The sequence below is a fragment of the Pseudomonas sp. LB3P14 genome, assembly GCF_054898045.1.
On sequence record NZ_CM142714.1, the window covers coordinates 1,006,456 to 1,026,528 of the forward strand.

General features: G+C 60.2%; 15 protein-coding genes and 1 pseudogene. 1 reads left to right on the forward strand and 15 read right to left on the reverse strand.

Going from position 1 to position 20,073, the window contains the following annotated elements; genetic code table 11:
- Nucleotides 1–93: 93 nt before the first annotated feature.
- The 11 genes from ACYZT5_RS04780 to ACYZT5_RS04830 form a co-directional block, all read right to left on the reverse strand.
- On the reverse strand, nt 94–1,005 hold the full coding sequence (locus ACYZT5_RS04780; protein ID WP_462050030.1) for an aldose 1-epimerase: 912 nt from the start codon (nt 1,003–1,005) through the stop codon (nt 94–96).
- A 14-nt stretch (nt 1,006–1,019) separates the two neighbouring features.
- Nucleotides 1,020–2,111, reverse strand: a complete 1,092-nt coding sequence (locus ACYZT5_RS04785; protein WP_462050031.1) for a mandelate racemase/muconate lactonizing enzyme family protein — start codon at nt 2,109–2,111, stop codon at nt 1,020–1,022.
- Entirely contained in the window at nt 2,108–2,917 is an 810-nt protein-coding gene (locus tag ACYZT5_RS04790; protein WP_462050032.1) for an NAD-dependent epimerase/dehydratase family protein, read from the reverse strand. Before ACYZT5_RS04790 ends, ACYZT5_RS04785 begins: the two co-directional genes overlap by 4 nt.
- A gap of 43 nt (nt 2,918–2,960) precedes the next feature.
- Nucleotides 2,961–4,247, reverse strand: coding sequence for an MFS transporter (locus tag ACYZT5_RS04795; RefSeq protein WP_462050033.1), 1,287 nt, complete (start codon nt 4,245–4,247; stop codon nt 2,961–2,963).
- A gap of 232 nt (nt 4,248–4,479) precedes the next feature.
- A complete protein-coding gene (locus ACYZT5_RS04800) occupies nt 4,480–6,012 on the reverse strand; it encodes a UxaA family hydrolase (RefSeq protein WP_462050034.1) in 1,533 nt (510 codons plus the stop codon).
- A 61-nt stretch (nt 6,013–6,073) separates the two neighbouring features.
- The gene (locus tag ACYZT5_RS04805; RefSeq protein ID WP_462050035.1) at nt 6,074–7,153 is read right to left on the reverse strand and encodes a mannonate dehydratase; all 1,080 of its coding nucleotides are present in this window, start codon (nt 7,151–7,153) and stop codon (nt 6,074–6,076) included.
- A gap of 27 nt (nt 7,154–7,180) precedes the next feature.
- A complete protein-coding gene (locus tag ACYZT5_RS04810) occupies nt 7,181–8,584 on the reverse strand; it encodes an MFS transporter (RefSeq protein WP_462050036.1) in 1,404 nt (467 codons plus the stop codon).
- A gap of 76 nt (nt 8,585–8,660) precedes the next feature.
- Nucleotides 8,661–8,975 carry a Dabb family protein gene (locus ACYZT5_RS04815; protein ID WP_462050037.1) on the reverse strand — a complete coding sequence of 105 codons (315 nt, stop codon included), beginning with the start codon at nt 8,973–8,975 and terminating at the stop codon, nt 8,661–8,663.
- Between the two features lie 12 nt (nt 8,976–8,987).
- Entirely contained in the window at nt 8,988–10,394 is a 1,407-nt protein-coding gene (locus ACYZT5_RS04820) for an aldehyde dehydrogenase (NADP(+)) (protein ID WP_462050038.1), read from the reverse strand.
- A complete protein-coding gene (locus ACYZT5_RS04825; protein ID WP_462050039.1) occupies nt 10,391–10,846 on the reverse strand; it encodes a nuclear transport factor 2 family protein in 456 nt (151 codons plus the stop codon). The genes ACYZT5_RS04820 and ACYZT5_RS04825 overlap by 4 nt, the downstream gene beginning before the upstream one ends.
- On the reverse strand, nt 10,846–11,658 hold the full coding sequence (locus ACYZT5_RS04830; RefSeq protein WP_462050040.1) for an RraA family protein: 813 nt from the start codon (nt 11,656–11,658) through the stop codon (nt 10,846–10,848). The genes ACYZT5_RS04825 and ACYZT5_RS04830 overlap by 1 nt, the downstream gene beginning before the upstream one ends.
- A 180-nt stretch (nt 11,659–11,838) precedes the next feature.
- On the opposite strand from ACYZT5_RS04830, the gene ACYZT5_RS04835 reads away from it, so the two are divergent.
- Nucleotides 11,839–13,455 carry an IclR family transcriptional regulator domain-containing protein gene (locus ACYZT5_RS04835; protein ID WP_462050041.1) on the forward strand — a complete coding sequence of 539 codons (1,617 nt, stop codon included), beginning with the start codon at nt 11,839–11,841 and terminating at the stop codon, nt 13,453–13,455.
- 738 nt (nt 13,456–14,193) lie between these two features.
- Here the strand turns inward: ACYZT5_RS04835 and ACYZT5_RS04840 are convergent.
- The 4 genes and pseudogenes from ACYZT5_RS04840 to ACYZT5_RS04855 all read right to left on the reverse strand — a co-directional run bounded on the left by ACYZT5_RS04840 (nt 14,194) and on the right by ACYZT5_RS04855 (nt 19,873).
- The gene (locus ACYZT5_RS04840; RefSeq protein ID WP_462050042.1) at nt 14,194–16,860 is read right to left on the reverse strand and encodes a helix-turn-helix transcriptional regulator; all 2,667 of its coding nucleotides are present in this window, start codon (nt 16,858–16,860) and stop codon (nt 14,194–14,196) included.
- Nucleotides 16,861–16,915: 55 nt separating this feature from the next.
- Nucleotides 16,916–17,629, reverse strand: a complete 714-nt coding sequence (locus ACYZT5_RS04845; RefSeq protein ID WP_462050043.1) for an NAD(P)H-dependent oxidoreductase — start codon at nt 17,627–17,629, stop codon at nt 16,916–16,918.
- Between the two features lie 35 nt (nt 17,630–17,664).
- Nucleotides 17,665–18,180 (reverse strand): annotated as a pseudogene (locus ACYZT5_RS04850) (NAD(P)H-dependent oxidoreductase); the annotation flags it as partial.
- Nucleotides 18,181–18,229: 49 nt separating this feature from the next.
- Nucleotides 18,230–19,873: a 3-(methylthio)propionyl-CoA ligase gene (locus tag ACYZT5_RS04855; RefSeq protein ID WP_462050044.1), complete on the reverse strand. Its 1,644-nt coding sequence runs from the start codon at nt 19,871–19,873 to the stop codon at nt 18,230–18,232.
- Nucleotides 19,874–20,073: the final 200 nt, after the last annotated feature.

Here is a 20,073-nt window from a genome sequence, read left to right on the forward strand (position 1 = left end):
TTTTATTCTTTTTAGAGATGAGTGAACTCACCACCCGAGATTCTCGGGCGGACAGGTAAGCGTCAGTTCATTGTTGAAGATCGGGCTGGAAGGTTATCCGGGCCGTTGTAAGGGCTCGATCCATTCGAAACACAGATCGGCCGAGAAGCTTTCTCCTGGCGCCACGACTTGGGTGCCGCTCAGTTCTCCTAGCAGCGGTCGTAGGTTGAAACCATCCGCCAGGTGTGAAACCGGCTCAATGCACAGATAAGTCGAACCGGCCGGAGCGAACACCACCAGATGTTCCAGTTCAGGGCTGGCCGTCAGGCTCAAGCGGCCCTGCGGATAGTCGAGATCGACCTTGCCGGCCCATTGCGACAGGTAATGGGCACAGGCCTCGGTTTGCCAGGACTGACTGTCGAATTGCATCGCCACGTCACCTGTCAGGTGCTGTCCGGTGCTCAGGTAATCCGCAGTGATCTGCCATTGGCGGGTGCAACTCAAACTGGCTTGCAGTTGCGGGTGAGCGAGGAAATACGGGTGCAGGCCTAAACCGGCCGGCATCGGCGTTTCCCCTTTATTGAACAGTGCAAGTCGAATCCGCAAACTGCCGCCGCTCAGCTCGAAATGCTGCTCGGCCCGAATCGGCCATGGCCAGTGCGGGCCGCAGTAATCCAGACTGAGGCTGGCCTGGGTCGCCGACTGCCTGTCCACCTGCCACGCCAGGGTATGGCTGACGCCGTGCAGTGTGTGTGGCAGTGCCTGTGGATGGGCGGGCAGCGCGTAGTCCTGACCCTCAAAGTGCAACTGCGCGTTGGCGATCCGATTGGAGTACGGAATGAGCGGGTAAGCACCACCCTTGGGCCAGTTCAGTGGGTCCAGAGACTGCGAGGCATCGATCGGCTGCAAAATCTCCAGAGCGTGCTTGCGCACTTGCAGGCGACCGATTCGGCCGCCGTGCTCGGGGAGCAAATGCAGGCTCAATTCGGCGTTTTGCAGGGACAGTTGCTGAAAACGGGTCGACATTATCTGCTCCGGATTCACGCGCGACGGAAGCGATCAAAGACGGTTTGATCCATCTGCTGACCCAGGCCAATACCTTGCGGAATCTCGAACAAATGGCCCTGGCGCATGCCCTGAATGTCGTACAGCCAGGCTTGCGGTTCGACGAACAGGTACTCAATCTGCGCAACCTGCTCTTGAGCGACCGCCAGGTGCAAGGTGGCGAGGAAACCGGGGCCAAAGTAAGGGCAGTGTGGCAACACCGGGGTGTCGTACTGACGCGCGAGTTCGGCGATGCGCAAGCATTCACTGATGCCGCCAACTTTGGTCACGCTCGGCTGCACCGAGTCGACCGCCCCGGCCTTGAGTGCCTGTTCGAACTGGAAGGCGCTGCACCAGTTTTCACCGGCAGACAGCGAAACCCCCTGGCCGCGCAAGCCGTTTAAGGTCGCGAAATCCTCCGGCGGGAAGATCGGTTCTTCCAGCCAGGCCAGTTGCAGTTCTGCAAGCTTCGGCAACCAGGCCCGGGTATCGGCAATCGACCAACCGCAATTCACATCAGTGGACAGCGGTACGTCGTAGCCGACGGCCTGCCGACACTGGGCGATTTCGGCAAGGGTTACTTCGTGCAGCTTGATGTCCTTGAAACCCATGTTCAGCGCTTTGTGACAGATGGCCGGCGCGACCTCGTGATCGGCGTAGCGCACCAGGCTCGCGTAGGCCGGCACGTGGCTGCGAACCTTCTCGGTAAAGAGACGATGCAGCGGCACGCCACGGCGCTGGGCTGCCAGATCCCACAGGGCAATGTCCACCCCGGAAATGGCGAACATCGTCACGCCATAACGACCGAACAGATGCAGCTGACGTTGAGTTTTCAGGTTCCAGGCGCCAATGTCCTCGACCGTGCTGCCCACCAGCACCGGCGCAATCAGGCGGTCGATGGTGGCCTTGGTCGCATCGGCGGTGAAGTAACCGAACCCTTCACCCCAGCCCACATGCCCCTGATCATCCTCGATGCGTACCAGCACGTTTTCCAGCGTGCGCCAGGCGGTTGGCGTGATGCCTTGGCCTTTGCCGCCGTCGTGGAAAGGGATTTCGACAATGAAGGTATCGACCTTGCGAATAATCATGCGGACTCCAGGCAGCTGGCCAGTGGGCTGACCGCATAGGCACCACCGAGGAAGTCACGGCCGGAGCTTTGCGCACACATGGCGTCGTAGTCGAGGTAGCCAGGGGCGATGAAGTCCCTGGCATTGTCCAGGGGGTGATAGCCCAGCTCCCTGGCTCGGGTGTTTTTGAAAAATGGCCGTGGGCTTTCGGAGACGCCGTACATCACTTCATAGCGGATCTGCTGGTGCTCCATGCCGATACACACCAACTGCGCCAGGTCGCGGGCACTGACCCAGAGGCGCAACCGGCGGGCATCACTGACCAGCGGATCAGCATTCCCGATGCGTATCGCGCAGATCGCCATGTCGTAGCGTTGGGCATAGGTAGCGCAGGCCCCTTCGCCAAACACTTTGCTCAGCGCGTAGTAGCTGTCCGGTGCCACGGGCAGCTCATCGAACGATTCGGCAGCATCAGTGCGATGTTGCCCCAGCACATGATGACTGCTGGCGAAGATAAACCGCTTCACGCCGGACTGTTGCGCGGCCTCGAGCAATTGCAGGGTTGCGTTGTAGTTGATCTTGAGCGTGCTATCGAATCGGATTTCTGTGCCGTGCGCGCAAGCCAGGTGCAGGACGCCGTCGACACCCTTAACGGCTTCGAGAATGTCCGCGGTGCGGGTCAGGTCACCGCAAAAGGCACTTTCGTTTTCCGCCAGGTCGGTGATCGGCAGACGATCGAACAGGCGCAGGGCGTAGTGCTCACGCAACAAGGGGCGCAGCGCCTTGCCGACAATGCCTGCGGCACCGGTAATCAGGATGGTTTGCATGTTTCGCTCCTCAAATGTGTTTGCGCAGTGCTCTAGCGAGGGTTCAGGCCGGCGAAAGGGAGGGGGTCAAGGACTTCGGCTGGCCGACGAAGATCGCCACGATCAGCGCGCCAAGAATGCCCAGGCCACCGGCCAAGGCGAAGCCGCTGGCATAGGTGCCGGAAGTCTGGATGATGATCCCGGTGGCGGTCGGCGCGACGATCCCCGACAAGTTGGCCAGGCCATGCATGAAGCCGCCGGCGGTACCGACTTGATGACCTGGCACGGCGTCCTGAATCAGCGACCAGTAAGCGGGAGCGGTCAGCATCAGGAAGCCGATGGCGACGGTCATGACCACCACGCTTTGTGTCACGTCTTCGACCTGGCCGGTCAGTGCGATGCAGCACGCTGCTATCAGCAGGCAGGTCACGAGTACTACTTTGCGCGAGAACAACTGCTTGCCGGTGCGCTTGTAGATGTAGTCGATCAGCACGCCACCACACAGGAAGCCCACGGTCCCCACCAGCCAGGGCAGCGACGTGACGATGCTCATGGATTTCAGATCGATGCCTTTGGCGTCGATCAGGTAGCTGGGGAACCAGGTCATGAAGAAGTACAGGATGTAGTTGTAGCAAAACAGCGACACGCCGGTGACCAGTACTGAACGCTGCAAAATGATCTCCAGCACTGGCGTACGTGGCGCTTCGGCGGCGGTCATGACCGGGACATCGCGTTCGGCGTTGATCAGGGCGATTTCTTCGGCGCTGACTTTCGGGTGCTCCTGGGGTGTTGAGGTCGCCATACGGAACCAGCAGACAGCCCAGATCAAGCCCATCACGGCCATCACGATAAAGGCCACGCGCCAGCCCAGCCAAAGAGCGAGGAAGCCGACAATCGGCCCAGCCAGTGCGCCGCCCAGAGGGCCGCCAGCCTGGTTGATACCGATGGCGCGCGCCCGTTCCTTGATCGGGAACCAGTTATTCACGGTTTTGTTGGCCGTGGTGGATACCGGGCCTTCACCCACACCGAACAGCGCGCGAACGATCAGCAGTGACCAGAAGTTGAAGGCCAGTGCGGTCAACCCGCAGAGGACCGACCAGCCGCTCATGGCGTAGGTGAGTACGCGCTTTGGGCCGTATCGGTCGGCCAGATAACCGCCGACGAAGCAGAACAGCGCATAGCCTATGAAGAAGCTGCTGAAGATCATGCCCTTTTCAGAAGGCGTGAGGTGGTATTCCTGGGTGATGAAGGGCATGGCGATGGACAGGGCAGCACGGTCCACGTAGTTGATGATCATGGCGATGACCAGCATCGTCAGGATCGTCCAGCGGTAGTTCTTTTTCTTGTGCATGTTGAATCTCCGACCGGCATTTGCAGCATGCCGATTATTGTTTTTTTTGTGTTCGCTAGATCGTCTTTGCAGACCGGATAGTTATTCCCGTGATTTGGGACTTGTTCCGGAGTTTGTTTCCATGTTGAATTCGATGCTAAGGCCTAATTGACGTGCGGGAAACGACGTTTATTTTGCGAAGACCTGGTTGTTCCAACGAGTGGGAATTTGTCATGGTGGATGAGGCGGTTTGTCAGGCCAGCACGCCGATCTGCCACGGGCAGAACTCATCCTCGCCCAGGCCATTGAGTTCGCTCTTGGTCTTCTCGCCGGACGCATGGGCCAGCAGGCGTTCGAATATCTCCTGCCCCATTTCCTTGATGCTCTTGTCGCCGTCGATGATTTGCCCGCAGTTGATGTCCATGTCGTCGCTCATGCGGTTGAACATGGGTGAATTGCTGGCGAGCTTGAAGGTCGGTGCCGGAACCGAGCCAAAGCACGAACCACGTCCGGTGGTGAAGGCGATCATGTTGGCGCCGCCGGCGATCTGGCCGGTGGCAGACACTGGGTCATAGCCGGGGGTGTCCATGAACACCAGCCCGTGAGTGGTGACCGGATAAGCGTATTCATAGACCTCCATCAGCGGTGCATTGCCGCCTTTCTTGGCGCCGCCGAGGGATTTTTCCAGAACATTGGCCAGGCCGCCGGCGTTGTTACCGGGGCTGACCCGTCCATTGATCTGGGTGTCGCGACCCTCGTTGTACTTGAGCCACCATTCGATGCGTTCGATCAGCTTGCGGCCGACCTGCGGGGTCACTGCCCGCGCCGTCAGCGTGTGCTCCACTCCGAAAATTTCCGAGGTCTCCGAGAGAATCGCCGTGCCGCCATGGCGCACCAGAATGTCCACCGCAGCCCCCAGCGCCGGGTTGGCCGACAGCCCCGAGAAACCATCGGAGCCGCCGCATTGCATACCAATCATCAAGTGCTCGGCCGACACCGGTTCGCGCTTGACCCGATTGGCTTCGGGCAACATGGCTTCGATCAGTTTGATGCCTTGTGCCACTGCGCTTTTCACGCCGCCAACGTCCTGGATCACCAGGGTTTTGAGCAGGTCGTTGATCTCGAGTTTTTCTTGCTCGATGAAACCGTAGATGTTGTTGCGTTCGCAGCCCAGGGCAATCAACAAGCCACCAGCGGTATTCGCGTGGCGAATATGCCCGGCGATGGTGCGGCGCAGCAGGTCCATGGGTTCGCCGGTCATTTCCATACCGCAGCCGATTTCATGAACGAAGGGCACCACGCCGTCGATGTTCGGGTAATCGGCCAGGCGTTGTTCGTCAAAGTGGTTGGCAATTTTCCGGGCGACGGTGGCGCCGCAGTTGCCGACCACGAACACGCCCAGATAATTGCGCGTCGCGACACGTCCGTCTTTGCGCACGATGCCCTGGAAGGTCGCGCGCTGTTCCGGCGGCAGCAAGTCAGTAGGTACATAGTCGAGGCCGTAGCGATAGTCGCGATCGGTTTCGCCAAAGGTGATGTTGTGGCTGTGCATCCAGGTACCAGGCGCCAGGTCTTCGCTGGCGTAACCGATGACTGTGTTGTATTTGAGCACTGGATGGCCTTTTCCGATCCTGCGCGTGGCGATCTTGTGGCCCAGCGGTACTGCGTGCAGGGTGGTCACGCCTTCGCCGGGGATCGGCGTATCGACGGCGATGGCGACACGGGCGACCACGACATTGTCGGCAGGGTCGAGGCGAATGACGGGGCTGACTTCACGGGCAGTCATGGAACTCTCCACTTCTTGTTTTCGGGCTGCCGATGGGTTTAGTGCCCCATCGGCATGTGCATCAGGCAACGGCGTCGAGGGACTTGAGGAGGGCTTTGCTCTTCTGTTTGGCGATGCCTTCCCACAGGCCTTGCAGGTACATGATGCCCAGTGCGCGGTCGTACAGACCGTAGCCCGGCACGCCGGTTTCACCCCAGATCATGCGACCGTGGTCTGGTCGGGCGTAGCCGCTGAAGTCGGCGTCATGCAGGGCGCGCATGATTTCCGCCATATCCAGGGAGCCACATTCGGTCGGGTGTGCGCACTCGTAGAAGTCGCCGTTGTCAGCGACCTTCACATTGCGCAGATGCACGTAGTGCACCCGTTGGCGGGCGGCAAATTCGTTGATGAAGGCGGGTACGTCGTTGTTCAGGTCAGAGCCGATGGTGCCGCTGCACAGGGTCAGGCCATTGGCTGGCGAGTCGATGATGTCGAGCACGCGACGATGGTCTTCGATGTTCTTGATGATGCGCGGCAGGCCGAACACCGAGCGGGGCGGGTCGTCGGCATGCAGCGCCAGCTTCAGGCCCAGTTGTTCGGCCACCGGCACCAGTTTTCCAAGGAAGTACTCGAGGTTGCTCCACATCTGCTCGGTGCTGACGCCTTTGTATTCTTCCAGCAGCGCCTGGAGCTTTTCAGGTGGATATTTGGTGCCGATACCCGGCAACGGAATCACGCCGCTGGAGACGTCGAGCCTGTCCACCAGCGCGGCTTCGAACGCCAGGGTGTTGGAGCCGTCCGGCAGTTGGTATTCCATGTGGGTGCGGGTCCAGTCGAACACCGGCATGAAGTTGTAGCAGACAATCTTGATGCCGCTGGCAGCTAGGTTTTTCAGCGTTTCGATGTAGTGCGGGATCAGTGCTTCGCGACCCGGTTTGCCGAGTTTGATCTCTTCATGCACACGGAAGCTGTCGACCACCTCCATCTTCAAGTGGTACGCGGCGGCGGCACTGCGCAGGCTCTGGATGCGATCCACCGGCCAGACTTCGCCAAGCGGCATGTCGTACAACGACGAAACAATGCCGTACAGGCCTGGAATCTGCTTGATGTATTGCAGGCTGATGGGGTCTTTCGGACCGTGCCAGCGGAAAATCATTTTCATCGGGAATGCCTCATTCACGCTTTGTTGTCAGGATGCGCTGTTCAGTTCGAAGCGCTTGATCTTGCCGACGATCAGCCAGTAGCTGAGGACCGCCAGCAGCCCGTGGGCGCCGACGTAGATCAGCGCGCCTTCGAAGGAACCGGTGCTTTGCAGGATGTAGCCAATCACTACCGGAGTAACGATCCCGGCCGTGTTGCCGAAGGCGTTGAACACGCCCCCAGTGGTGCCGATCAGCTCTTTGGGCGCGGTATCTGCCACCACGGTCCAGCCCAGCGAGCCGAAGCCCTTGCCGAAGAACGCCACGCTCATCAGCGCCACGACCAGCCAGGCACTGTCGGCGTAGTTGCACAGCACGATGCTGGAACTGAGCAGCAGGCCGATGGTGATCGGGGTTTTACGGGCAAGGCTCAGCGAGCCGGTTTTCATCAGTAGCCTGTCGGAAATGAAGCCGCTGGAGACGCCGCCCACGAGGCCGCATAGCGCAGGGATCGCCGCGACAAAACCGGCCTGGAGAATGTCGAAGCCACGTTCTTTCACGAGGTAGATCGGGAACCAGGTCATGAAAAACCAGGTGATCGAGGTGATGCAGTATTGGGCGATGAAAATCCCCACCAGCATGCGGCTGCGAAACAGCTGGCCGATTTCACCCAGTTTCATGCCTTTGCTTTGTGCGGCCTTGCTCTTGAGTCCTTCGAGGTCCACCAGTCCGTCGCCCGCGCGGATGTACTCAAGCTCCTCGGCATTCATTTTCGGATGATCGATGGGCAGGTAATAGAGCTTCCACCAGACCGCGCCAATCACCAGGCCGATCAGGCCCATGATGATGAACACGTATTCCCAGCCGAACCGGTAGCACAGCCAGCCCATGATCGGCGTGAACAACGCCAGCGAGAGGTATTGCGCGCTGTTGAAAATGGCCCCGGCAACGCCCCGTTCAGACGAGGGGAACCAAGCCGCGATGATCCGTCCCGAGGCCGGGCCGACCGGTGATTCAGCAGCGCCCAGCAAAAAGCGCAGCGCCAGCAACAGGGGTACGACCATGCCGATGAAGTGCACCATGCCCATCATCACGGTGAAGCAGGACCACACCACCACGGCGAGCATCATCGAGCGCTTGGAGCCGATCCAATCGGTCAGCCAGCCGGAAGGAATCAGGAAGATCACATAGGCCCAACTGAACGCGGAAAACAGGTAGCCCATTTCCACTGAGCTGATGCCCAGCTCCTTACCCATGTCGCTGCCGGCCACCGACAGTGCGGCGCGGTCACCGGTACTGAGGGCCAGCACGATGGTGATCAGCGCGAGTATCAGGAATCGGTAACTGGTTTTGGCCACAGCAGGCCTCGCAGCAGCAGGGTGGTCAATACCCCTGCCGGCAATCGCGGGCTGGTCGGGGGCACCGGCCAGCGCATAGCGCTCAGTATTGTTCATGTTGTGCCTCATATAGTTATTGTTGTCGCGAGTGCGTCAGGCGCGGGCATGCAATACCCGCGTCGCTTGAGGGAGATCAGGCGGCCTGTCGATCGGTGTCCTCTGTGTAATCGATGGCGACCCACTCGAAGTACTTCTTCAGTTCGGTGATCAGCGCCACATGGGCCGGGTGGGGCAGGTAACGCTGCACGGCGTCGGCGTCATCGAAGCTCGACTCCAGCAGGTAGTCCCAGCAGATCGGCCGATCCAGTTCATTGGCCGAGACTTTCCAGTCGCGGACAAAGTCGATGTCCTTGGGCAGGTCGCGCATCCACTGGATCAGATGCGTTTCCAGTTCGACGTTTTGCTCCATGCCGGGCAGGCGGCGGAACATCACAATGTGCTTCATCATTTTCCGGACTCCTTATTCGTCGAGCAGCCAGGCAGGGGCGTCTTGCAACGCCACGGGGCGCAGGAAACGTTCCAGTGCGGCGTAACCCACCGAGGTGCTTTGCGGCTGGGTTGACGCTGGCCACGGTCCGCCGTGTTGCTGTGCGGCAGTGACGGCCACGCCGGTCGGTACGCCGCTGAACAACACCCGTCCAGCGATCTGGCGAGCCGCGCGGACCAGCGTGAGATTGTCCTCGCTGGCCTGCTCGAAACCCCACAGGGTCGCGGTCAGGCTGCCGCCGATGGCGTTCAATACGTCGATGGCCTGCGCCACGGACGTGACCTTCAGCACAACCGCCGCCGGGCCAAAGATTTCTTCTCGCAAGTGCGCATCCTCGATAAAGGCCTGGGCATCGACTTCGAACAGTCTGGGTGCCGGGCCATCGGTATCGGCATGTGGCTGCAAGAGCGGGCTTGCCGCCGAAGCGCGCTCAAGACGAGCGATGCCGTCATTGAAGCCACGGCGCATGCTCGGCGTGAGCATTCGGTGAGTGCTCAAGGGTTGCAGGGCAGCGGCGAACTGCTCGATAAAGCGCTCGCTGGCCGGGTGCTCGAACAGCACGATTACACCCGGGCTGGTGCAGAACTGGCCGCAGCCCAGGGTGATGGATGCCGCTAGCGACTTGGCCAGATGCTCACCATCGCGCTCAAGAATTTCCGGCAGCGCCAGCAACGGGTTGATCGAGCCCAGTTCGCCAAAGAACGGAATGGGGCGAGGGCGTTGGTTCGCAACTTTCCATAGCGCGGTACCACCTTGGTATGAACCGGTAAAAGCCACGGCGGCAATCTGCGGATGTTCCACCAGATGCACACCGGCGGCGCGGGATGCACCTTCCACCAACCCCAGCAGTCCGGCAGGCAAACCTTGTGCGGCGAGTACACCCAGCGCCACTTCGTGTACGGCGCGAGACAATCGCGGGTGACCGGAGTGAGCTTTCACCACCACCGGACAACCGGCGGCCAGGGCTGATGCGGTATCGCCGCCGAGCGCGGAAAAAGCGAACGGGAAGTTGCTGGCTGAAAACATTGCCACCGGCCCCAGCGCCTGATGCACGCGAGTCAGACGCGGTCGACCGGCCGGTGGTGTCCCGGCAATTGCGTGGTCGTCGATCACCGCGTAAGGCATGCCGGCTTCAACCGCAGCGGCAAAACCGCGCAGCTGAAAAGCGGTGCGGGCTACTTCTCCGGTCAGGCGTGCCACGCCCAGGCCGGTTTCTTCATCGGCGATGGCGATCAGTTCGACTTGATGCCGCTCCAGGGCGTCAGCCAGGCCGTTGAGCAACTGGATGCGCAGACCGGCTTTCGACTCGCCCCACAAGGTTGCCGCGTTAGCTGCTGCCGCTACGGCTTGATCGATCAGAGTGATTTCAGGACTGATCATGAGCGATTCCCTTGGGGTTCCAGGTGGTAGCCACGGCCGCTGTAATCGAAGTCGACCAACTCATTGATCGTCACTGCCTGATCGGCGGGGGATGCGTAATAGGCGCGGATTTCCTTGATCAGGCCGGTTTGCTCGTCAAATACGTACCACTCATCACCACGCAAGGCCGTGCCGAGTTTGCCTTTCCAGTGGGTCCATTCAATCACCGCTTCCGGGCTGTCGGGGCTGACCAGGATTTTTTCGATGGTCCATTGCGAGCCAAGGTTTTCCACGCACCAGACCCACTTGGCGGCGATAGTTTCGGCACTGCGCCACGGAATGTCCGGCAAACCGGCCGGAAAGTAGTGCACGGCGTCCGGGGTAAAACACGAGACCAGGGCATCGTGGTCGGCGGCATTGCAGGCGGCGAAGTAGCGACGGATCAAGGCGGCGTATCGGGATGGCTGGCTCATCACTTGGTTTCCTTGATGGCGATGATGCTCGGGATCGGCTGGCGACCGGCGGCGACCCATGCGTGATAGTCGGAAACCGCCGCCGGGCTCGGCGGGTAGATGCCCCACAAGGCTTCGCCCGAGGCGATGCGCATGGCCAGGTAATCTTCGAGGTCGTCTTGCAACGAGCAGTACTCGGCCAATTCTGCCGCCAGGTGCGCGGGGATTACGGTCAGGCCATCGGCATCGCCGACGATCACGTCACCGGGATAGACCGCCACGCCCGCGCAGCCGATCGGCACCTGCAAGTCAGCGACATGGTGGTAGGAGATCCGTGTGGTCGCGGTGATTTCCCGGGCATAGGCCGGCAGGGGCAGGGCGGCGATTTCGCTGCCATCGCGCAAGGCCCCGTCGGTGACAATCGCCTTGGCGCCGCGCGCCAGCAGCCGGGTGACCAGAATGTTGCCGGCCGAGGCCGCGCGAGGATCGTTCTGGCTGTCGATCACCAGTACATCGCCTGGCTGGATTTGCTCGACGCCTTGCCATTGCAGATTGTCACCGTTGGGCTTGGTGGTCATGGTGCCGTAGGTGTCGATGTCTTCGCGGGCCGGAATGAAGCGCATGGTGTAGGCACGACCGGCGAAGGGCTTGATGTCTTTGCTCATCGGGCGCAGACCGACCAATGCCGGTTGGCGAAAGCCCAGCTTGAACAATTGCGTGGTCAGCGAGCCGCTGCTGCAGGTCGCGAGCTTGGCGAGCACTTCGTCGCTGACGGCCACTTGGCGATTGGCCGAGTTGTCGTAGGCATCGGCGTACTGGTGGATCGTGGTCATTGTTGTTCTCCTGAAGATCAGCGGTTCAACTTGAAACAGTGCAGGACGTCTATTCCCGCATTTTGGGACTGGTGCTCGGCGCATCGTCCTGAGATGGCTTGATCCTAAGACTTGATTGACTTATTTCAAACGCCGCATATCGTGGGTCTCTATCGGTGTTCCATATGGTGGGAATTTGTTATGGCGGCAGTAGAAGGTACCGGTGCGCTGGAGAAAGCGCTGGACGTACTCGAGGCAATCGGTTCGGCACCTCAAGGCCTGAGCCAGAGCGATCTTGCCGGGCAGGTGGCGCTGCCACGCACCACGCTTTACCGGATCATCGCCAGCCTGGTCGAGCGCGGCATGATCCGGCGCGATCCGCTGCGCAAGGTCTACCGCTTGGGATTTCGTTACCTGGAGCTGGTGCGCAACGCCTACCTGATGCCCGACCTGGTGGCCGCTGCCAGTTTCGAATTGCGTGCCTTGCGCGACCTGACCGGGGAAACCTCCTACCTGGCTGTGCTCGACGGTAATCAGGTGATGTCGCTGGAGCGCTGCGACGGTGCACACACCACTCGCTCGGCCGCAGCCTTGGGGCGAAGTAAGCCGGTGTATTGCACCGGGCAGGGCAAGGCGATTCTCGCCGCGCTGGATGAAACCAGGCGTGAGGAGATCATCAAGGGCCTGACACTCACTGCGCTGACGCCCCTGACCATCACCGATCGCCGGCGATTGCACGCCGAGTTGCAGATCACCCGCGCCCGCGGCTATGCCATCGACGACGAAGAAATCGTCTTGGGGGTGCGCTGTGTCGCGGCCGCGATCCGCGACAATTCGGGCAAGGTCCGCGGTGCCTTGAGCGTCGCCGGGCCGGCCTATCGCCTGACACTGGAACGTCTGGAACTACTGGGGCCGGAACTGACCGACGCCGCCCGCCGGGTCGGTGCCCAGTTGAGCGAGTCACAGGTGCGTATTGCCGACAGCGAAGTGCAACTGGTGGAGGGGCCGTGGGCGTTCAATGGCGCATTCGCGCGTTGGTCCCATGGGCAGCAATGTCTGTATTGGGCTGACACCCTGGCGCCGACAATTCGGGTACTGGATGCTCAAGGCGAGCGGATATTTGCCCGTCTGGACGCACCGGTTCAGGCGATGGAGCTGCACCGCGAAGGGCTGCTGATTGCTCACGCCAACGGCTGGTCATTGCTGGACCGGCAAGGACTGGAACATCCGTTGCCGGGTTGGCCGGGCAAGCCTCTGCTGGGGTTGACAAGCCACCCGAATGGTAGCCTTTGGGCCTGTCTGAGTAATGCTGGCGGTTGCAAGGTTGGCGAGTTGACGGCACAAGGCGAGTTGCGCTCGCCCTGGTCGTTTCAGGAGCGTATCAGTGCATTTTGCTGGGACGCTGAAGGGCAAACCCTGTATGCCGTGGGCCCTGACTCCGGCAGCGTGTATGTGATGCAATTTGGCAGCAGCAGTGTTCGCCGTTTGGCCTCGATGCCCAAGGGTTCCGGACGACTCAGTGGCTTGGCGCTGGACAGCGAGGAAGGGGTCTGGACCACACTGCGTGACGGTTGGAGCCTTGTGCGGCTCAACGCTGACGGCAGTCTCGACCGCATGATTGGGCTGCCAGTACCCAGCCCGACTGATCTGGCCTTTGGTGGGCCGAACAAAGACGTCCTGTACATCACCAGTGCTCGACATGAATTGAGCAGAGAGACGCTCGGCACGGCACCGGCGTCAGGCTGCTTGTTTCAGATTAATCCAAAGGTCACTGGGGTCTGCGCGCAGCAAACGGCATGGGGAGTGAACCGCGTGTAAGCAAGATCGAGGTATTGGCCTTGCGTCCGTTTTTTCACCCCTAGTGCCCTGAAATTAAGGGAGCCACGGGCTAACAACCGTAAAGCCAAGGCGACAGGTACCTTGACACGTACCGATACTTCAAAAACAAATCCGGAATTGAGTCTTTTCCTACTGTTTCAAGATAATGAACCCCTTGGATTTCAATGGGTCGGACGCTAGATACGAGTCTCGTTTCCCGCTCCAAGATTCACAAAAAACGCCACTCAATGAGTGGCGTTTTTTTGTGCGTGACATTTACGTTCAGCGTTGAAAATAGGGGTGTCGGCCTCTTTTTTCGTTCCAGCGAGTTCTGCTGGAAACCACCACCAGCCACGCTTTTTTTGCTTCTGCGATAGGGTCTGCAAGTCAGGCCTGAGCTCCACAGCCGAAAGCGGTCAATCGAGCGAATTTATATTGGCGATTGTTAGAGTTGCTGCAGCCTGGCTTGAATTGTTCGCAGGCCTAGGGCTGCGCTAGCCTCGGTGGCCGATTTCTGACGCGTGTTAAAGAAGCGGAAAGCAGGTCTGAAGCTGCAGCTGCTAAAACGCTCCAGATCACCAGGAGAAGAAAAAAATAAGTCGGTGTTTACGCCGTTAGCGCCAGGACTGCTTTAAGAGGTCCGCGATTCTCTGAGCATCGGTTGATTGTAGCGATGAGCAATTTAGTGTTGAGCCATATCCTCATTTGGCCCAATTCTCGAAGCCAGTAGCAGAAGCGTTAAATCCCTGATTCCAGGATGCCCAGCATGTAGGCGCGGTCCACTACGTGTTTACGGGTACCGGCCTGGAATTTACCGAACAGATTTTTCAGGTGCCACTTTACGGTTTGGTCACCGACATCCATTGTCAGGGCAATTTGCTTGTTTGACAGGTTACGTGCCAGCAATTGCAGTACCTCGCGCTCCCTGGGCGTCAGCAGCCGGCTGGCGGAAGCGCTCGTCTGCATTTCTGGCCGTGAGGCAGGAGCGGGTTGGTGTGCAGCCAACGCCAGTGGCTGGGCGGGTTCATGCGGGACCTTTTGTGCCCACTTGACGAGATCTGGATGAGTGTCCTGAATAATGCGCTGCAGACCGTATTCCTCTGCGAGGCTGATCGCCTCGAGCAGGCAGGGCAGCCCATCGTCTCCCGAAATCTTGAGCGCCAGGGCCTTGAGCAGCTTGATCTGGACAATCTCCCGTCCGCGCCGCAGGCGCTCGGCAGTCTCGTTAACAACAACCAGTACGTCCAGCACCGTCTGCCAGTCACGCTGTACCAGGGCGACATAGGCGTTCGCCAGCCCGGCTACCAGGCTCAACTCTGGCCCCAGCAAACCGTGCTGTTGGCGGGCGACGTCGGGCAACAGTTCATCCAGTCGGCGCCAAAGCGCCTGGCAGGTATCACCCCGGCCATGTAGGGCGTTCAGGCGGATCTGCTCACCCAGGGCCACCAGACAGAAACGCGCAATGCCTCGCTCCTCGCCGAGGGCGAATAACGCCTCCAGCAGGTCGTGGCCACGGTGGGCCTGACCTTGCAAAACTGCCAGGCGCGAGGCGGTCAGAAAACCCAGCACAATCGCATCCGGCGAGGATAGACGTTCGACCACATCCAGGCGGTTGGCGAGCACCGTTGCGGCTTCCTGGATTTCGTCTCGTTCGAGCAGCACCGTGGCGAGTCCACAGGCCAGCCTCACCGCCACTGAACTGCGCCGGCCGATGTCCTGTTCGGCCCGTAGCAGGCTATCGCGAAACGCGACCTCGGCCGGCTGCATGCGTCCCTCGCACAGATAGCTCATGCCCATCCCCCAGCCGCCGCTCCCGCGGATCGCATCGAGCCCCGAGCTCCACGCATAATGGGGTGCGCGCTGCAAAATGCGTCGGGATTTCTCCGGCTGGCCCTGGAATAGCGTCAAGCGAGCGATCTGGATAGCAAGGATGGCTTGTAACTTGATCGACTGAGGAGGCGCTGCGTCCACCCAGTGGGAGAGGATTGCCAGCGATTCGTCCGGCCGGTCGGCGAAGTAGGCTGCGGTAGCCGCGATCATCGCCGCTTCGCAACGCGACTCTTCATTCGCACTCGGGTCCTGTCGGATGCGCTCGATCAGCCTGTCGGCCTCCATGTGCCTTTCGCTCATCGCCAGCGACCAGGCCGCCGCCAGGCACATGCGCGGACGGGATTCCACCTCTGCGGGCGGCAGTTCTGCAACCCACTCCAGCACCCGACTGAACTGACCTCGCAGCATGACTTCGTACAGGCATTGTTCAATCATCTCGTAGGCCTGCGTGGCACGCCCTGCCAGCAGATATTGCCGTGCGGCTTCCTCAAAGAGCGCGTGTTCTTCGAGCCAGCTTGCCGCCCGTTCATGGAAGGCTTGTCGTTGCACCAACGGCAGGCGTGAAAAACGCTCCTGAAGGAACTCTCTGGCCAGGGGATGAAGGCGTACCCAATCACTGTCGACCCCTTCGACGAAGATCGGTGTCGAGGCGCATAGCCCCTGGAGCACTTCACCGGCCCGCTCATCGCCGGTGAGTGCGACGCAGAGCGAGGGATGAATCATGTCCAGCAAGGCGATGCGGGTGAGGAAATCGACGTGTTCGGCAGACAGGCGGGTCACCAGGCTATCGACAAAGTAACGCTGGATATCGCCCGAACAGGCCGACAATCCATCGATGGCAGCACTCAAGTTGGGGCTTTTCTCGATGGCAGTAATCGCCAATTGCAGCCCCAGTGGCCAGCCCTCGGTGACTTCATTCAAGCGCACGCAGAGGTCCGTGTCGATGCGTACTCCAAAACGGCTGCTCAGTATCGCTACGGTTTCCTCGATGCGAAAACGTAACGCATCCGTTGTGACCCTGACATACAGCCCGCGTGCCAGCAGGTCCGCGACCTGCAGGTTCAAGGGCCTGCGCGAGGCCATGACGATCCGCAGGTTGGCCGGAGCATTGTGCAGTAAATAAGTCAGTGAATGACGCACGGTGGCCTCGGGCAAGGCATCGGCGTCATCAAGAATCAACACGGTTTCGCTGCCCAGATCGGCCACTTCTGCCAGCCAGTAGGTCAGCCCTTCCAGTTCGTCGCGGTCATAACCCGGCATTCGTTCCAGCATGTCGGCGAAAGGCTGCCTGCCGCTACCAATGGCCATGGCCGCAGCCAGTCCCTGGGTAAAACGAATTCCATCGTCATGACCATCCAGCATTAGCCAGGCCACAACCGCTCCGCGCGAAAGGAACTCCCGGCGCCATTGGGCCAGCAAGGTCGTTTTGCCAAAGCCAGCCGGGCCATGAACAGCGATCGCTACCTTGTCCGCCAGTTCCGGGGAGTCAATGCTGAGTCGCTCGCGCAATCGGGCCGTTTTTTGGCTTCGGGGCGGGGTGGTCTTCAGGACCAGTTCAGGATCTATGCGACACATGTTGACGATGTCCCTCTACAGTCCGAATAGTTTCCCCGTTTAGTGCTTGTTTTGGCTATTGAATACTCGGTTCCAACGGGTAAAGCGCGTCATCGAACTGACTCAACCTCGGAAACTCGAGGGATTGATCCTGCTCGAGGTTTTCCAGCCGCTGTTGATAGCTCGTCAGAAAGTCCTCTCGGGCTTCGGCACTGATGTACGGCACGTGCCAGGCAACGAATGGTGGCAGGACCTCCAGCCCGACATAAGCCAACGTGCCACGCAGGAGCGGTCGCAACATGTCCTCGAGTGGACCATGAATGGCGCCTTCGCCGAACATGTGTTCACGCCCGCCCAGGGTCACCGTGACCAGCGTTTTTTTGCCGCACAGCCCACCTTGATCGTAGAAGCGCTTGCCGCCGTAACAGGTCCCGGAGACCAGAACGCGGTCGATCCAGCCCTTGAGCATCGCTGGCGCGGAAAACCAGTAGACCGGAAAGTTGAGGATCAACAGATCGGCCCACAACAGCTTATCCAGTTCCTGTTGAATATCAGGCGCGAGGGTCTGGCTCTTGACGCCCAGACGCTGCTCGAGTGCGTAGACCAGGTACTCTGGATTCTCACGAGCGTAGAAATCCTCGGCACCGGCCACCGGGTTCCAGTTCATTGCGTACAGGTCGGAAACCTGCACCTGATGCCCCTGCGTTTGCAGTGTCTCGACCGCTTGGTCGCGCAGCGCAGCGGTGAATGACTTGGGCTCGGGATGGGCATGCACGATTAAGACGTTCATGGTGTTTCCTTGAAATTGAAGGCGTGTTATTCGGTCCGAAACTCGCTACCGATGTACGGCACATGCCAGGCACCGAGCGGTGGAAGGACCTCCAGCCCGACATAGTCCAAAGTGCCGCACAAAATCGGTCGCAGTTTGTCTTCCAGGAGACCATGAATGGCGTCCGCGCCATACAGGTGTTCACGCCCGCCCAAGGTCACCGTGACCAGCGCTTTCTTGCCGCACAGACCGCCTTGATCGGAGAAGCACTTGCCGCCGTAGAAAGTGCCAGAGACCCGCACGCGGTCGATCCATGCCTTGAGCATAGCCGGCGCCGAAAACCAGTAATCCGCGAAGTTGAGGATCAGCAGATCGGCCCACAGCAGTTTGTCTAGCGCTTGTTGGAAATCGGTCGCGAGAGTCTGGTTCGCCCCAAGGGTGCAGTTCATCGCATACAGATCGGAAATCTGCACCTGATGCCCTTGGGATTGCAGGGCGTCCACCGCCTGGCCGTGCCAGGCAGCGGTAAAGGACTTCGGCTCAGGGTGTGCATGTACGAGCAATACGTTCATGTTGGTTCCTTGAAATTGAAAAGGTGCCATTCGGTGCCGACCGCACTTCCTAAGCCCCCGGCAATTTGTAGTCGCTCAATTGTTCGCGCAACCGGGCCTTGAGGATTTTGCCGGTGGCGCCGATCGGGATCGCCTCGGCGAACACCACGTCGTCCGGAATCTGCCACTTGGCCGTCTTGCCTTCGTAAAAGGCCAGCAGCTCTTCGCGGGAAACCTCGCCACCGGGCTTCCTGACCACCACGACGATCGGGCGTTCGTCCCACTTCGGATGCGCCACACCAATGCAGGCGGCCATCGCGATGGCCGGGTGCGCAACCGCGATGTTCTCGACCTCGATGGAACTGATCCACTCGCCGCCGGACTTGATCACGTCTTTGCTGCGGTCGGTAATCTGCAGGTAGCCATCGGCGTCGATGGTGGCGACGTCGCCGGTGGGGAACCAGCCGCGTCCCTGCTCATCGAGCACCAGCGGGTCGCCGCCCTCGCTCTTGAAGTATGCCTTGACCACCCACGGCCCTTTGACCAGGAGGTCGCCTGAAGTCTTGCCGTCCCACGGCAGTTTCTTGCCTTCGGCATCGACGATCTTCATGTCGACACCGAAGATGGCGCGCCCCTGCTTGACGCGGATAGCCAACTGCTGTTCCGGCGATTGCATGAGATGCTTGTTTTTCAACGTGCACAGCGTGCCCAGCGGCGACATCTCGGTCATGCCCCAGATATGCAGCACCTCAACACCGTATTGGTGCTCAAAGGCATTGATCATGGCTGGCGGGCAGGCTGAACCACCGATCACAGTGCGTTTCAGGGTCGAAAACTTGAGGTTGCTGGCCTCCATGTGACGTTGCATCATCTGCCACACCGTCGGCACGCCGGCGGCAAAGGTGACGTTCTCGGCTTCGATCAACTCGTACACCGACTTGCCATCGAGCGCCGGGCCGGGGAACACCAGCTTGGCGCCGACCAGCGCGGCCGAGTAGGGGATACCCCAGGCATTGACGTGGAACATCGGCACCACCGGCAGCACCGAATCACGCGCCGAGATCGCCATCACGTCCGGCAGGGCGGCGGCATAGGCATGCAGCATGGTGGAACGGTGGCTGTAGAGCGCACCCTTCGGGTTACCGGTGGTGCCGCTGGTGTAACACAGGCTCGATGCCGAGTTCTCATCGAAGCTGGGCCAGTCGTAGCCGGTGGACTGGTGGCCGATCCATGACTCATAGCTCACCAGGTTGGGCACGCCACTGTCGATGGGCAACGTGTCCGCATCGCACAGGGCGATCCACTTTTTGACCGTGGGGCACTTGCTGTGGATGGCCTGCACGATCGGCAGGAAGCTGAGGTCGAAGCACAGGATTTGGTCTTCGGCATGGTTGGCGATCCAGGCGATCTGGTCGGGGTGCAGCCGCGGGTTGATGGTGTGCAGCACTCGGCCCGTACCGCTCACGCCGTAGTAGAGCTCCAGATGTCGATAGCCGTTCCACGCCAGGGTGGCGACGCGGTCGCTGAACAGCAGTTGCTCCTGATCCAGTGCATTGGCCACCTGGCGTGAACGCGAGGCAACTTCACGCCAGGTTGTGCGGTGCAGGTCACCTTCGACCCGCCGCGAAACGATTTCGGCATCACCATGGTGACACTCCGCGAACTCGATCAACGACGAGATCAGCAACGGTTGGTCCTGCATCAAACCCAGCATCTGGAGTTCCTCTTATTTATGTTATGGGAAACTGCGATTCGCAGATTGGATAACCCACGCAAAGACCCGGCGAAGAGTGATCTGGTGGGAGCTTTCAGTCGTTCACATGAAAGGCAGTATCTGCGCTCGGATTGCCGCTCGAATGACGGCTTGGGACATTACGTTGACATTTCGGGACATCAGGGCGCCATCCGCCGGGC